A 15008-nucleotide genomic window follows, 5' to 3' on the forward strand; every position below is an offset into this window, starting at 1 on the left:
TTGCCGGTCAAGCGAGTTGCTACAAGAAATTCTGCTGCCCGATTCCGTCACGGAAATAAGGCGGACCGAATGACGACCTGCACGACTGCGAGGCCAAGATGACACGGGTGCGCGAGACAAGCGACAACGACCTTCCGCTGGTGGACAGGCGTGCCCGTTCCGGCACGGTTTTGCGCATTCTGCTTCTGGCGCTTGTTCTGATCGCGGCGGCGGCCGCCTTCGTCTATTTCAAGGATTCGCTGGAAAACGAAATCGTGCTCGGCATTCTCGGCGTGCTGGCCATGATGGGCATTTTCTTTCTGGTCTCGTCGATCATCGGCTTCATCGAGGTCATGCCGCAGTCGCAATCCGACGGTCTTGCCCGTCGCTTCCTGTCGGCACACCCCGAAGGCACGCTGATCACCGATGCAAAGGGGCATATGGTCTATGCCAACGCCACCTATTGCCGGATGAGCGGCACCACCAAGGCGAGCGATATCCAGAGCCTCGAGACGCTTTTGTCTCGCAGCCGCGAATCGACCGAAGCGCTGTACCGGCTCATCAACGTTCTGCGCGAAGGCCGCGACGGCTACGAAGAATTCCGGCTGCTGAAACCGCTCGGCGAAGACTCCAACACCGGGCCGCATTGGTACAGGCTGAAGGGCCGGGTGCTGAAGGATGCGGGCGGCGAGGGTCTGCACGTCTTCCAGATCGCCGATATCACGCCGGAGCGCGAGGATCAGGAGCGCTTTTTCCGCGAATTGCAGAATGCCATCGATTATCTCGATCACGCCCCGGCCGGTTTCTTTTCCGCTGGCCGCAAGGGCGAAATCGTTTATCTGAACGCCACCCTGTCCGAATGGCTCGGCATCGATCTGGCGCAGTTTTCGCCGGGTTCGATGACCGTCTCCGATATCGTCGCCGGTGAAGGCATGGCGCTGATCGAATCGGTGCATCCGCAGGGCACGGCGAAACGTACCGAAATCCTCGATCTCGACATGCGCCGGGTGAACGGCCAGAGCATGCCGGCCCGCCTCGTGCACCAGGTCACCTCGAAAGATGGCGCGCCCGGTGAGAGCCGCACCATTGTCCTTATGCGCCCGAAGGGACAGGAGGATACGGAATCCTCCTCCGCCATGCGTTTCACGCGGTTTTTCAACAATACGCCGATGGCCATCGCCTCGCTTGATGGTGAAGGCCGCATCCTGCGCATCAACGCGCCCTTCCTGAAATTGTTCTCCGGCGTCGTCGGGCGCGACGATATTGATCGCGGCGTGGCACTCGAAACCGTCCTTCACGACAATGAAAAGCCGCGGCTCGAACAGGCTTTGGCCGAAGCCAAGGACCGCCAGGGCGATATTGCGCCCTTCGATTCCCGCCATCCGAGCGACGAGACCAGGCATTTCCGTTTCTACGTCAACGCCGTCATCGATCAGGACGATGAAGCGCCGGAAGAAGTGGCGATTGTTTATGCCATTGAGGTGACCGAGCAGAAGGCGCTCGAAACCCAGATGGCGCAGACGCAGAAGATGAATGCGGTGGGCACGCTGGCGGGCGGCATCGCCCACGACTTCAACAACGTGTTGACCGCCATCCTGCTCTCGTCCGACCATCTGCTGCTGCAGGCGCGGCCCGCCGATCCGAGCTTTGCCGATCTCATGGAGATCAAGCGCAACGCCAACCGCGCCGCCGTGCTGGTGCGCCAGCTTCTCGCTTTCTCGCGCAAGCAGACCATGCGCCCGGCAATCCTCAACCTCACGGATGTGATCGGCGATCTGCGCATGCTGGTCGACCGGCTGATATCAGGCACCAATGTCAAGCTGGAGGTCGATTACGGCCGCGATCTCTGGCCGGTAAAGACGGACCTGTCGCAATTCGAACAGGTGCTCATCAATCTCTGCGTCAATGCGCGCGACGCCATGCCCGATGGCGGCAAGATCACCATCAGGACGCGCAACGTCGATGAAAAGGAAGTCGCAGCGCTTGGCCGTCCCGAATTCCCGGCCGAAGACATGGTCATGGTGGAAGTTGCCGATAACGGCACCGGCATTCCGCCTGAAATCATGGACAAGATTTTCGAGCCCTTCTTCACCACCAAGGAAGTTGGCAAGGGGACCGGCCTTGGCCTGTCGATGGTCTATGGCATCGTCAAGCAGTCGGGCGGTTATATCTATCCCGAATCGGAAGTGGGCAAGGGAACCGCCTTCCGCATTTACCTGCCGCGCCATGTGGTGGAGGCCGTGCAGAGCAATGGACAGCAGTCCGGTGAGGCAGCACTTGCTCCTGTCATCGCTGCCGAGCCGGTAAAGGAAGAGCCGCTGGACCTGACCGGCAAATCCGCTGTCGTGCTTCTGGTGGAGGACGAGGAGGCAGTGCGGCGCGGCGGCAAGCGCATGCTGGAAACGCGCGGTTACACCGTGCACGAGGCCGGCTCCGGCACCGAGGCGCTGGAGGTGATGGAGGAACTGGAAGGCAAGGTCGACATCGTCGTCTCCGACGTCGTGATGCCGGAAATGGACGGTCCTTCGCTGCTGAGAGAACTGCGCAAGTCCTATCCCGACCTGAAATTCATCTTCGTTTCGGGTTATGCCGAAGATGCCTTCGCCAAGAACCTGCCGGCGGATGCCAAGTTCGGATTCCTGCCGAAACCCTTCTCGCTGAAGCAGCTTGCCATTGCCGTTCGCGAAATGCTGGACGACAAGGAGTAAGGCTGGCGGCGGCGAACCGGGTTAGCCTGCGCCACGACCTTTTCCGCCCGTTCGAATCCGGCCTGAAATGTGCCGCTCCTGCCGGTTCGTCTCTACTTGTGCTGCGCGCGGCCTCCGCATCCGCACTTTTCCCGAGGTTTGCCCCTTCGCAAACGCAATAGTGATTGCACCGTTTCGCAAGGGGCTTAAAATCGCGTCTTAACGACCTAGATATGAAGAGGCGAAGTTCTCCCTCCTGGCGATAAGCTGTCGGTTTGAGAACAGTTTGGAGAATGATGAAAGATGATCGCTAGGCCGATCTACATGCAGGGCGAGGGCGAAGGGGAAGACGGCAGCGGTACCAACCGCGGAACGTCTGTTATCACCCGCGTCAAGCCAAAAACAAAAAGACCGAATTTGTACCGTGTTCTTTTACTGAATGACGACTACACTCCCATGGAATTCGTCATCCATATTCTGGAGCGTTTTTTCCAGAAGGATCGCGAAGCGGCAACCCGTATCATGCTGCACGTGCACCAGCACGGCGTGGGCGAATGCGGGGTGTTTACATATGAGGTCGCAGAGACGAAAGTAAGCCAGGTCATGGATTTCGCCCGACAGCACCAGCATCCGCTGCAATGCGTCATGGAAAAGAAATGAGGATCGCAACGTGCCAACTTTTTCCCCGAGTCTCGAGAAGGCGCTGCACCAGGCACTGACCTTTGCAAATGAGCGTCATCACGAATATGCGACGCTGGAACATCTCCTTCTGGCGCTGATCGACGACGCGGATGCCGCCGCCGTGATGGGCGCCTGCAATGTCGATCTCGATGCGCTGCGCAAGACCGTCAGCGACTACGTCGACAATGAACTGACGAACCTCGTCACGGGTTACGACGAGGATTCCAAACCCACATCCGGCTTCCAGCGGGTCATCCAGCGGGCCGTCATTCATGTTCAATCGTCCGGCCGCGAGGAAGTGACCGGCGCGAACGTGCTTGTGGCCATTTTCGCCGAGCGCGAAAGCCACGCCGCGTATTTCCTGCAGGAACAGGAAATGACCCGTTACGACGCGGTCAATTACATCTCCCACGGTATCGGCAAGCGTCCGGGCACCTCCCAGACCCGCACGCCGCGTGGTGCCGATGAGCCGGAAAGCGAAAACAAGCCGAACCGCAGCAACCCCGAGGAGGACGGCTCCTCCGCCAAGAAGCAGCAGGACGCGCTGAAAGCCTATTGCATCAACCTCAATGAAAAGGCGAAGAACGGCAAGATCGACCCGTTGATCGGCCGTCACGACGAGGTCAACCGCACGATCCAGATTCTCTGCCGCCGCTCCAAGAACAACCCGCTTTACGTGGGTGATCCGGGCGTCGGCAAGACGGCGATTGCCGAAGGTCTTGCCAAGCGCATCGTCGAAGGCAAGGTGCCGGAAGCGCTCGCCAACGACACGATCTTTTCGCTCGACATGGGCACGCTGCTGGCCGGCACCCGTTATCGCGGTGATTTCGAAGAGCGTCTGAAGCAGGTGGTCAAGGAACTCGAAGAATATCCGGGCGCAGTTCTGTTCATCGACGAAATCCACACCGTCATTGGTGCGGGTGCAACCTCCGGCGGCGCGATGGACGCATCGAACCTGCTGAAGCCTGCGCTGTCCTCGGGTGCTATCCGCTGCATCGGCTCCACCACCTACAAGGAATATCGCCAGTTCTTCGAGAAGGATCGCGCGCTTGTGCGTCGTTTCCAGAAGATCGACGTCAACGAGCCGTCCATCGATGATGCCATCGCCATCATGAAGGGCCTGAAGCCCTATTTCGAGGATTATCATCACCTCAGATATTCCAATGAGGCGATCAAGGCTGCCGTGGAACTGTCGGCCCGCTACATTTCCGACCGCAAGCTGCCGGACAAGGCGATCGACGTGATCGACGAGACCGGTGCGGCGCAGATGCTGCTGCCGGCCTCCAAGCGTCGCAAGCTGATCACCGAGCGGGAAATCGAGGCCACCATCGCGACGATGGCCCGCATTCCCCCGAAGACGGTCTCCAAGGACGACGAGATGGTTCTCGCCAATCTCGAAAAGGAACTGCGCTCGGTCGTTTATGGTCAGGACATCGCCATCGAGGCGCTGGCCACGGCCATCAAGCTGGCACGTGCGGGCCTGCGCGAACCGAACAAGCCGATCGGCTCCTACGTCTTCTCCGGCCCGACGGGCGTCGGCAAGACGGAAGTGGCCAAGCAGCTTGCCGCTTCGCTCGGCGTCGAGATGCTGCGCTTCGACATGTCGGAATATATGGAGCGCCATACCGTGTCGCGTCTGCTCGGCGCACCTCCCGGTTATGTCGGCTTCGATCAGGGCGGTCTTTTGACCGATGGCGTCGACCAGCATCCGCATTCCGTGGTGCTGCTGGACGAAATCGAAAAGGCGCATCCTGACATCTACAACATTCTGTTGCAGGTGATGGACCATGGCTCGCTGACCGACCATAACGGCAAGAAGATCGACTTCCGCAACGTCATCCTGATCATGACGACTAATGCGGGTGCGTCCGAAATGGCGAAATCCGCCATCGGTTTCGGTTCTTCGCGCCGCACGGGTGAGGATGAAGAGGCGATCAACCGCCTGTTCACGCCGGAGTTCCGCAACCGTCTGGATGCGATCATTCCGTTCTCGCCGCTGCCGACCGCCGTTATCCACAAGGTCGTGCAGAAGTTCGTCATGCAGCTGGAAACCCAGCTCTCCGAACGCAACGTCACCTTCGATCTGCATGAAGATGCGATCTCCTGGCTGGCGGAAAAGGGTTACGACGAAAAGATGGGCGCTCGCCCGCTGTCGCGCGTGATCCAGGAAAACATCAAGAAGCCGCTCGCCAATGAAATCCTCTTCGGCAAGCTCAAGAAGGGCGGCGTCGTCAGCGTCACCGTCGGCAAGAAGGATGACGGTTCCGACGGCCTGATCCTTGAGGTTCTGCCGGAGACCGCACCCGTGAAGCCGCAGCCGGAGGCCGAGTTGAAGGCGGCCAAATCGCCCGGCAAGGCAAAGGCCAAGGCGAAACCCGCTTCCAAGGCGGCGAAGGCCAATGAAGAGGCGGATGTCCTTGTTGCCGAAGCCGATAAGTCGGACGAGGACAACAAGCCGCGCCGCAAGACCAATACGGTGCCGAAAGTGCCGAAGAAGAAATGATAACGGTCTTCGACCGATAAATCAGTGCCGGGCGAAAGCCCGGCATTTTCATGTATGAAGCGCGCCGCGTTTTGTCTGATACCTACGGCGCGCTCTATTTTTTTGTTTTACGCATGTCGTTCCGAAACACGGCGCATTTCGGGGAGACATGCACGAGTGGGTCAGCAATGCAGACTGCCGACAGCGATACCGTCCCCCTGAGCGGCTGGTTTTTCCGGGGAATGCGGGGCATATTCTCGTTGCCTTCGCTCATTCTCACGACATCTTTCGTCGGTTTCAGCGCCTTTGCACTGGAATCCGGGGTTGCGCGCGGCGAAGCCGTGTTCATGACGCTTGTCATCTGGGCCCTGCCGGCCAAGATGATCCTGATCGGCTCCATGGTCGGTGGCGCCAATCTTGCCGCCTGTTTTCTGGCGGTGACATTGTCCTCGGTCCGGATGATGCCGATGGTTGCTTCCATCGTTCCGGAAATGCGCGGCGCGAAGACGCCGACTTGGATTTTGCTTTTTCTCTCGCATTTCGTTGCAATCACGGCGTGGGTCTTTGCCACGCAGAATCTCTCCAAGGTGCCACGAGAGGCGCGCGCCGCCTGGTTCGCGGGTTTTGGTATTACGCTTACCGTCGTCAATGCCATCATCGTCGGCCTGTGTTACGGCGTGGTCGCCGCCTTTCCTCCGCTCGTCGCGGGTGTTCTCTTCTTTTTGACCCCGGTTTATTTCATAGCATCGATCTGGGCCTCCGCCCGCCATTCCGTCGTCAAGGTCGCCTTCGTCATCGGCGTGATTGCCGGACCTGTCTTTGCGGTGATCGCGCCGGAATTCGATATTCTCTATGCCGGGATAGGCGGGGGCACTTTGGCCTATCTGATCGACCGCCTCCTGTTCCGCCGCCGGATAAAGCCCCTCTCACCGGAGAGCGAACCATGATGACCGAACAATGGTGGGCGCCTTATCTCTTTATCGCCATCGCCGGCTGGCTGGCGACCGATCTCTGGCGCTGGCTCGGCGTCCTCGCCGGTAACCGGTTAAAAGAGGATTCTGAAGCGCTTTATTGGGTGCGGGCGGTGGCCACCGCCCTCGTCATGGCGGTGACCGCCAAGCTCATCGTCTTTCCGACCGGAACGCTGGAAGCATCGCCGATTTGGCTGCGCATCGGCGCCGCTGCAGTCGGTTTTCTCGCATTCCTGCTCGCCGGCCAGCGTGTCATCGTCGGGGTGGCTGTTCCGATTCTGCTTCTGGCAGGCGGGCTTTTCATGCTCGGTCTTTAATATTGAATTATCCTAATATTAAGTCCGCGTCCGTAGTTTATCTCTGTTTGGGGACAGGGACGGACTTTAATGCAGCTATTTGCCGCAGAGCGATTTGTACTGCGTACGGTGATCATATTATTTGTTGTCGATGCCGCGCTGATCGCCATCAAGGGTATTCAGCTTGATTATGTCGGATATTTTTTATGCGGGATGGCGGGTGTCGGCGTGTTTGCGCTCGGTCTGTTCTATCGTAACAGCGGTCGCGATCTTCCCATTGCCGCTGCCTTGATTTCGAGCGGATTGTTCATCCTGTTCTCGCTGGTCGGTGCTGTTTTTAACTACATGTTCCTGCCCGTGGCGTTTCCGGTAATCGATCCCGTGCTCTTCCGCCTGGACAGGGCTCTCGGGTATAGCTGGCCTGATATGGTGACCTGGGCAGCGACATATCCCTGGATCGGCAAAATGCTGTTCGTGGTTTATACGACCTCCCTGCCGCAATTGCTGCTGATCATCATCATGCTCGGTTTTACGGGCAAGGACAGGATGTTGCATCATTTCATCGTCACCGGGGTGATGGGTGCGATGGCCAGCATCATCTTCTGGATATTTTTTCCCACCTATGGGGCAAAGGCCTATCACGAGTTGCCGGAGTGGGTTACGCAGGCCATTCCCTTGATGGTGGATCCCGCCTACGGGCGTGAATTGATGCGACTTGGGCAGGACGGTGTGACCTATCTCTCTCCCAAGAACGTACTGGGCCTCATCGGCTTCCCGTCGTTCCACATCTTCATGGCGGCAATGTCGGTCTGGTTCGTACCGCGTCACTGGCTGGTGATATCGGTGATCCTGACGCTGAACCTCCTGATGCTGCCGGCCGTTCTGGTGCAGGGCGGACATCATCTTTCGGATGTTTTCGGCGGCCTCATCGCTTTTGCGGTCGTCTGCGCCGCATCGGGCCGGCTGCTTGACTGGCTGTCGGCGAGGGAAAGCATGGGGGTTGCGGTAACGGTTCCGGCTTAGATCGTTGTAGTGGAACCGTTGCTCTGACTTGTATAGGCTTCCGTCACCAGCCAGTCGGCCAGAATCTTCGCCTGCGCTGTCATCTCCTCCGTCCGGATGAGCCAATAATATTTGTCCGTATCGACAGCCCGGTCGAAGAGAACGGCCAACTGGCCGTTTGCGATCTCTTCGCGAAGAAGCGCCGTCGGGCAGAGGCCGATACCCTGTCCCGCTTTCAAGGCCGTAACGAGCAGATTGAAATCCGCGAAAATCGGACCTGCGCCATAGGGCAGCGGCATATCGCCGACCGCAAACCAGTCCCGCCATGCCGTCTCGCTGTCGTCATGCAGCAATTCCGCGCGCAACAGACTGGCCTCATCATCGAAAGGGCCGGAACTGACGAGGTAGGCGGGAGCGCAGGTCGGGCGCGTCTCGGCGCTGAAAAGTGCCGCGGCATTTTCCCCGAAGGATATCCCATGCGCGATGGTGAGATCGGCGGCCCCTGCATGCTGCGTCCCGGAATAGCTGATCGACACCTGTATATCGGGATGCAAGGCCCGGAAGCGGGGCAGCCGGGGTGTCAGAAAATGTGCCACCACAGAGGGCAGGCTGGCAAGGTGCACGGTCATCCGCTCTCGCCCGCGGCGAATGCGTTCTGCCGCGGAAGCGATATGCCGCAGGCTGCTGGAGACCGTGTTGCCAAATTCCTTTCCGGCCGGGGTAAGCCTGACGCCGCGCGCGTGACGCTCAAAAAGCGCAACCCCGAGCCATGCCTCGAGATTGCGCACATGCTGGCTTACCGCAGTCGCCGTCATGCCCAGCTCCTGCGCGGCCAGGGCAAAACTGGCCTTTCTGGCGGCGGCTTCGAAAGCGCGAAGGGTGGCGAGTGGCGGCAGTGTCATGATCGGCAAGGGTAAGTGAGACTTGGGCTGAGCGCAAGAAAAACCCGTCTTGTCAGCGGGGCGGCCATGGCGCATTTATCACGTCGATAACGTCTTTTTCCGAGGATTTCATGACCCCCATGCCTGTTGCCGAACCCGCGGATGCCGCCGCGCGCCGTGCCATCCGTCCCGTCGTTGTTTATCCGAACGGCACGCTGGAGACACCGGATCTTGCGCGCCTTGAGCGGGCAAAGAACGGGATGGAGAAGGTCGACGAAGTCATCGTGCCCCCGCGTGACGGTCGCACCTTCAATGTCCCCAAGGGGCATTTTTTCCGCATCGTCAGTATCGAAGGCCCGCAGGTGGGGGATTTGAACCTCTGGAACGCCGATGATCTGAACGAGCGCTTTTTCAGCGGCAAGACGCGCGCGCTGCATGCCACCCATGTTTCCGTCGGCAACCGGCTGTGGAGCAACCTGCCATCTCTGCGGCCGATGGCGACCATCACCCATGATACGCTGTCATGGTATGGCTTCGACGAAGATGGCGGCGGTGTGCATGACGTGATCGGCACCCGCTGCGATCCCTATACCAACAAGCTGCTGAGTGGCGGTGACTATCACCATTGCTGCCATTCCAACCTGACGAATGCGCTCGCCTCCGCCAGGGGCCTGTCGTTCCGCGAGGCTGAGCCGCATGTGCACGATGTGCTGAATGTCTTCATGTGCACCGGTTTTACCCACGATACACACCAATATTTCATGAAGGCGAGCCCGGTGCGGCCGGGCGACTATCTGGAATTTTTCGCGGAAATCGATCTCATCGGCGCGCTTTCCGCCTGCCCCGGCGGCGATTGCAGCGCCACGCATTCCAGCGACACGGCGGCCTGTTATCCGCTGAAGGTGGAAATATTCCGGCCGGATATGGCGGCGCTGGAAGGTTGGCCGTGGCCGGAGCGGAATGCGTACCGTCCTGTCGGGTGATAATGCACATCACCGTCGTCATGCCGGACTAGATCCGGCATCCAGCCACGGCGCGTCTGCGCCGTGAGAAGAGTCTCCCGCGATCAAGGACTTGATCGCGCTGGACCCCGGATCAGGTCCGGGGTGACGGCGTGCGGATGCCGTGGTCCGGCTGCCAAACGCCCATGCGTCTTTACGCTCTTCACGAAGCGAGCGCCGCCCTGATCTTTTCCGCATGGGCCTTCAGCACCTCGCCATCCGCCATCACGCCGGAATGCGGCTTCAGCGGTTCGCCTTCCTTGCGCGGAATGACGTGGAAATGCAGGTGGAACACGGTCTGGCCGGCTGCCGGCTCGTTGAACTGGGCGATGAAGACGCCGTCCGCATCGAAAGCTTCCTTGGCGGCCACGGCGAGTTTCTGTACCACGGGAATGGTTCTTGCCAGCACTTCCGGGTCGGCATCGAGCAGATTGCGCGAACCGGTCTTGGGAACGACGAGCAGATGGCCGGGCGCCTGCGGCATCACATCCATGAAGGCCAGCGTATGCTCATCCTCGTAAAGCTTGTGGCTCGGAATTTCGCCGCGCAGGATTTTTGCGAAGATATTGTTGTCGTCATAGGCGCTGGTCATCGTTGATCTCCTCATCGCGGACTATGCGTCCGGTTCCTGTTCCTGTCTCTCACCCTTGCGGAAGGGCGTGTGTTCATCGAGATAATCGCCAATATGCTCGACCTCTTCGCGCTCGCGCTGAAGATAATCGGCAATGGCGCGGCGCAGGCCCGGATGGGCGATGAAATGCGCCGAATGGGTGGTGACCGGCACGTAACCGCGCGCCAGCTTATGCTCGCCCTGGGCGCCGGCTTCCACCCGCTTCAATCCCCTGGAAAGCGCGAAATCGATCGCCTGATGGTAGCAGACCTCGAAATGCAGGAAGGGGTGATCCTCGATGCAGCCCCAGTGGCGGCCATAAAGCGCATCCGAACCGATGAAGTTGATCGCACCGGCAATATAGCGCCCCTCGCGTTTCGCCATCACCAGCAGCACGTCATCGGCCATCCGTTCGCCGATCAGCGAATAAAATTTCCGCGTCAGATAGGGCCGGCCCCATTTGCGGCTGCCGGTATCCATGTAGAAGGCGAAGAACTGGTCCCAGATATCCTCGGTCAGATCGCTCCCGGTCAGCCAGTCGATCTCTATGCCATGTTCCAGCGCCGCACGGCGTTCCTTTTTTAGCCCCTTGCGCTTGCGCGAGGACAGGGCTTCGAGAAAATCATCATGGTCGCGATAACCGTCATTGATGAAATGGAACTGCTGGTCGGTCCTGTGCAGGAAATCCCGGGGTAGAAGGGCGGAAAGGTCGTCTTCCTGCAGAAACGTGACATGCGCGGAGGAAACGCCGATCTTTTCCGTCACCTGTGCGAGACCGGAGGCCAGAAGCGGCTTGAAGCGCGTGGCGTCCGCCGTTTCTGCAACAAGGAGCCGCGGCCCGGTCGCAGGAGTGAAGGGCACCGCACATTGCAGTTTCGGATAATAATGGCCGCCGGCCCGCTCGAAAGCATCCGCCCAGCCATGGTCGAACACATATTCGCCCTGGCTGTGGTTTTTCAGATAGGCCGGAACAGCGCCGACGAGCGTGCCCGCAGCATCTTCGAGCAGCAGGTGATGTCCAAGCCAGCCGGTCTTTGCCGTAGCCGAGCCTGACTCTTCCATGGATGATAAAAATTCATGGGAAATAAAAGGATTGTAGTATTTTCCTGATGTATTGCGCGAAGTTCCGGAAAGCCGTTTCCAGCTTTCCGGATCGATATCCCCGAAGGATTGCGCAATGCTGATGGAATAGTCTTCTGTCATGCCGTGGCGGACGGGTTCTCTCTCGGGTCGAAACCTTCGAATGTCATCTGGTCCGCATATTTATAGGTAGTCGCACGCGCATTTTCATCCCTGACCGTCCAGGTAATCACCGGAAGCCCGAGTTTTCTTTGCGCTTCGATGAAGCTGTTGGGCAGGTGACCCCAATGATAGGAGATGAAATCGAGCCCCAGCTGCATCGCTTCGTCATGCTTGAAGAAGTCTTCCGGCTTGTCGCCTTCGGCCGTGAGACCCAGCGGCCAGGGCGAGCCCGCAGCCTTCAGGTCTTTCAGCAGGTGATGATCGAAGCTCATCAGCGCCACATGGCCCTTATAGCCTTCGAGATCGTCCAGCACCGCCTCCGCAAAACCGTCATCGACGCCTTCGCCGGCGCGGCCTTTCAGCTCGATCACCAGCGGCACCTTGCCGGCTGTGAGCGCCAGAAGCTGCTTGAGGGTAGGGACCCGGTCCTTGGTCTGACCAACGGCAAGCAGAGAAAGTTCGGCCGATGTGCGTTCCCGCACGTCGCCCTTTATACCTGTCAGCCGGGCCATGTCGTCATCGTGAAAAATCACCGGCACGCTGTCGGCCGCCAGCTGTACGTCGCATTCAATGGCGAAACCGGCCTCGATGGCGCGGAAAAAGGCGGAGAGCGTATTTTCCCAGACCGCCTTGTTGAGATCGTGATAACCGCGATGGGCGACGGGCTCAGCCGTCAGCCAGGAAAGCTTGAGCGTCATACGTCGATTTCCACGATGGCGTCGATTTCGACGGATGCATTGAAGGGCAGGCAGGCCATGCCGACGGCGGCGCGGGCATGTTTGCCGGGCTCACCGAGAACATTGGCGATGAGATTGGAAGCGCCGTTGATGACGAGGTGCTGTTCCACGAACTCGGGAACCGACGCGACAAAGCCGTTCAGCTTGATGACACGGCGGATTTTCGAGAGATCGCCATTCAAAGCGGCCTTGACCTGTGCGAGAATGTTGACGGCGCATAATTCGGCCGCGCGCTGGGCGCCCGCGACGTCGACATCGCGGCCAACGAGGCCCGTCACCGCAATCTTGCCCGATTCCATCGGCAGTTGACCCGATACATAAAGCAGATTGCCGCTGATGGTGAAAGGAACGTAGTTTGCGGCTGGTGCTGCCGCGACTGGAAGCGTAAAGCCAAGTTCCTTGAGGCGGCCTTCGATGACGTCCGACATTTTCGTCTCCGGTTTTGTTGTAAATCCTTCAAGAATCCGGCATTCAGAAGATGTTGATCCAAAAGCCGGGCGGTTGCTTGTACAATATGAGCAGCGAGTCCAACAGGAGATATTGCATGTTTGTCAGGACGCTTGGTTTCGTTGCCGCAACAGGGCTTATGACCGGCCTGTCAAACGCTGCCAATGCCTTGCCCGTCGCGGTTCCGGATCTCATTGCGCATCGCGCCATCTATGATCTCGAACTCAAGGATGCGTCGGATCGCTCCGGCATCGAGGGCATGACGGGTCGCATGGTCTATGAATTCACCGGCTCGGCCTGTCAGGGTTACAAGACGGATTTCCGTTTCGTGACGCAGATCAACACGGGCGACGCCGTGCGCATGACCGATCAGCAGACCACGACCTTCGAAGATCTCGCGGCCAAAAAATTCACCTTTGAGACCAAGTCCTACACCGACGACAAGCTGGACAAGGAAGTGCAGGGGGCCGCAACCGAAGGCACCGATGGCGTGAAGATCGATCTCACCCGCCCGGATGCCCGCCAGGTGAGCCTCGTCGCCAGCGAATTCCCGACACAACATATGTTTCAGGTCATCGAAAATGCCCGCCAGGGCAAGCGCATTTTTGAATCGCGCATTTTCGACGGTTCGGATGACGGCGATGAAAGCCTGATCACGTCCACGCTGGTCGGCAAATCGCAGACACCGAAGGACGGCGATGAGGACGCCGGCAAGGCGGGCGAATTCGCCAAGGCCGCTTACTGGCCGGTGACCATCGCTTATTACAACGACAAGACCGGCACCGACGCCCTGCCGATCTACCGCATGTCGTTCAAGCTCTACGAAAACGGAATCACCCGCGACCTGACGATGGATTACGGCGATTTCGTTCTGACGGGTAAGCTTGCGAAGCTCGATATCCTCAAGCCCGAGACCTGCGAAAACAAGCCGGTTCGCTGAAACGCGGGCGGTTCTCGCGGTTTTTTTGCATAAACGCTTGCATTTTCACGCGGGCGACTGTATGCGGCTCACCATTCCACACGCGAAGCTTGGGATGTTCCGGGAGAAATCCGGTCCGTTCCGCCCGGTGGTATCGATGAAAATCGGTGCTGTTCGCTTCGCGGGGGTTAAACCGGAAAAGGAGTAACAAGGCATGGCATTGCCCGATTTTTCTATGCGCCAGCTTCTGGAAGCTGGTGTTCACTTCGGCCACCAGACGCACCGCTGGAACCCGAAGATGAAGCCGTACATCTTCGGCGACCGTAACAACATCCACATCATCGACCTGGCTCAGACCGTTCCGATGCTGTCGCGCGCCCTTCAGGTCGTGTCCGACACCGTCGCTCGCGGCGGCCGCGTTCTGTTCGTCGGCACCAAGCGCCAGGCGTCGGAAATCATCGCCGACAGCGCAAAGCGTTCGGCCCAGTACTACGTCAACTCCCGCTGGCTCGGCGGCATGATGACCAACTGGAAGACCATCTCGAACTCGATCCAGCGTCTGCGCAAGGTCGACGAGATCCTGAACTCGGAAGCTTCCGGCTACTCCAAGAAGGAACGCCTGAACCTCGAGCGCGAGCGCGAAAAGCTTGAAAAGGCTCTCGGCGGTATCCGCGATATGGGCGGCGTTCCGGACCTGATGTTCATCATCGACACCAACAAGGAAAAGATCGCGATCGAAGAAGCCAAGCGCCTTGGCATTCCGGTCGTTGCGATCATCGACAGCAACTGCGATCCGGATCACATCGACTACCCGATCCCCGGTAACGACGACGCATCGCGCGCCATTTCGCTTTATTGCGACCTGATCGCCCGCGCTGCCATCGACGGTATCGCACGTCAGCAGGGCGCTTCCGGCCGCGACATCGGCGCTGCCGAAGAAGCTCCGATCGAGCCCGCTCTCGAAGACGAGGCTGGCGCCTGATTTAGGCCCTGTCTGGCGGTGATTTCTTGATCGCCGTCTCCTCGACCAGGATATGACAAGGCCGTCAAAGACCTTCAATGGGTTGACGGCC

The 15008-nt window shown here is 59.1% G+C and carries 14 protein-coding genes; 9 read left to right on the top strand and 5 right to left on the bottom strand.

Going from position 1 to position 15008, the window contains the following annotated elements; all coding sequences use genetic code 11:
- Positions 1 to 98: 98 nt before the first annotated feature.
- The 6 genes from cckA (at position 99) to ACIQUH_RS02540 (ending at position 8119) form a co-directional block, all read left to right on the top strand.
- Complete coding sequence (cckA, locus tag ACIQUH_RS02515) at positions 99 to 2687, top strand: cell cycle histidine kinase CckA (protein WP_400812313.1); 2589 nt, start codon at positions 99 to 101, stop codon at positions 2685 to 2687.
- Positions 2688 to 2969: 282 nt separating this feature from the next.
- The gene (gene clpS / locus ACIQUH_RS02520; protein WP_196377757.1) at positions 2970 to 3326 is read left to right on the top strand and encodes an ATP-dependent Clp protease adapter ClpS; all 357 of its coding nucleotides are present in this window, start codon (positions 2970 to 2972) and stop codon (positions 3324 to 3326) included.
- A 10-nt stretch (positions 3327 to 3336) separates the two neighbouring features.
- The gene (gene clpA, locus ACIQUH_RS02525; protein ID WP_400812316.1) at positions 3337 to 5850 is read left to right on the top strand and encodes an ATP-dependent Clp protease ATP-binding subunit ClpA; all 2514 of its coding nucleotides are present in this window, start codon (positions 3337 to 3339) and stop codon (positions 5848 to 5850) included.
- A 167-nt stretch (positions 5851 to 6017) separates the two neighbouring features.
- The gene (locus tag ACIQUH_RS02530; protein WP_400812318.1) at positions 6018 to 6776 is read left to right on the top strand and encodes an AzlC family ABC transporter permease; all 759 of its coding nucleotides are present in this window, start codon (positions 6018 to 6020) and stop codon (positions 6774 to 6776) included.
- Positions 6773 to 7117, top strand: a complete 345-nt coding sequence (locus ACIQUH_RS02535) for an AzlD domain-containing protein (RefSeq protein WP_400812320.1) — start codon at positions 6773 to 6775, stop codon at positions 7115 to 7117. Before ACIQUH_RS02530 ends, ACIQUH_RS02535 begins: the two co-directional genes overlap by 4 nt.
- A 69-nt stretch (positions 7118 to 7186) precedes the next feature.
- The gene (locus ACIQUH_RS02540; protein WP_400812322.1) at positions 7187 to 8119 is read left to right on the top strand and encodes a phosphatase PAP2 family protein; all 933 of its coding nucleotides are present in this window, start codon (positions 7187 to 7189) and stop codon (positions 8117 to 8119) included.
- On the opposite strand, the gene ACIQUH_RS02545 is transcribed toward ACIQUH_RS02540, so the two are convergent.
- Positions 8116 to 9000: a LysR family transcriptional regulator gene (locus ACIQUH_RS02545; RefSeq protein WP_400812507.1), complete on the bottom strand. Its 885-nt coding sequence runs from the start codon at positions 8998 to 9000 to the stop codon at positions 8116 to 8118. The genes ACIQUH_RS02540 and ACIQUH_RS02545 overlap by 4 nt on opposite strands.
- A gap of 110 nt (positions 9001 to 9110) precedes the next feature.
- On the opposite strand from ACIQUH_RS02545, the gene ACIQUH_RS02550 reads away from it, so the two are divergent.
- Positions 9111 to 9962: an urea carboxylase-associated family protein gene (locus ACIQUH_RS02550; RefSeq protein ID WP_400812324.1), complete on the top strand. Its 852-nt coding sequence runs from the start codon at positions 9111 to 9113 to the stop codon at positions 9960 to 9962.
- Between the two features lie 181 nt (positions 9963 to 10143).
- Here ACIQUH_RS02550 and ACIQUH_RS02555 read toward each other — a convergent pair whose 3' ends face one another.
- Genes ACIQUH_RS02555 through ACIQUH_RS02570 form a run of 4 tightly spaced genes read right to left on the bottom strand, consistent with a single transcriptional unit; the run spans position 10144 to position 12997 of the window.
- The gene (locus ACIQUH_RS02555) at positions 10144 to 10572 is read right to left on the bottom strand and encodes an HIT family protein (protein WP_400812326.1); all 429 of its coding nucleotides are present in this window, start codon (positions 10570 to 10572) and stop codon (positions 10144 to 10146) included.
- A gap of 21 nt (positions 10573 to 10593) precedes the next feature.
- Positions 10594 to 11793, bottom strand: a complete 1200-nt coding sequence (locus ACIQUH_RS02560; protein WP_400812328.1) for a GNAT family N-acetyltransferase — start codon at positions 11791 to 11793, stop codon at positions 10594 to 10596.
- Positions 11790 to 12530: a glycerophosphodiester phosphodiesterase gene (locus ACIQUH_RS02565; RefSeq protein ID WP_400812330.1), complete on the bottom strand. Its 741-nt coding sequence runs from the start codon at positions 12528 to 12530 to the stop codon at positions 11790 to 11792. Before ACIQUH_RS02565 ends, ACIQUH_RS02560 begins: the two co-directional genes overlap by 4 nt.
- Positions 12527 to 12997 (bottom strand): RidA family protein, encoded by a 471-nt coding sequence (locus ACIQUH_RS02570; RefSeq protein ID WP_279655271.1) that lies wholly within the window; start codon positions 12995 to 12997, stop codon positions 12527 to 12529. Before ACIQUH_RS02570 ends, ACIQUH_RS02565 begins: the two co-directional genes overlap by 4 nt.
- A gap of 116 nt (positions 12998 to 13113) precedes the next feature.
- Here ACIQUH_RS02570 and ACIQUH_RS02575 point away from each other — a divergent pair, with 116 nt between their 5' ends.
- Positions 13114 to 13956, top strand: coding sequence for a cell envelope integrity EipB family protein (locus ACIQUH_RS02575; protein WP_400812332.1), 843 nt, complete (start codon positions 13114 to 13116; stop codon positions 13954 to 13956).
- A gap of 193 nt (positions 13957 to 14149) precedes the next feature.
- On the top strand, positions 14150 to 14917 hold the full coding sequence (gene rpsB / locus ACIQUH_RS02580) for a 30S ribosomal protein S2 (RefSeq protein WP_269710387.1): 768 nt from the start codon (positions 14150 to 14152) through the stop codon (positions 14915 to 14917).
- Positions 14918 to 15008: the final 91 nt, after the last annotated feature.

It is taken from the genome of Agrobacterium sp. NPDC090283 (genome assembly GCF_044769685.1).
Taxonomy (GTDB): Bacteria; Pseudomonadota; Alphaproteobacteria; order Rhizobiales; family Rhizobiaceae; genus Agrobacterium.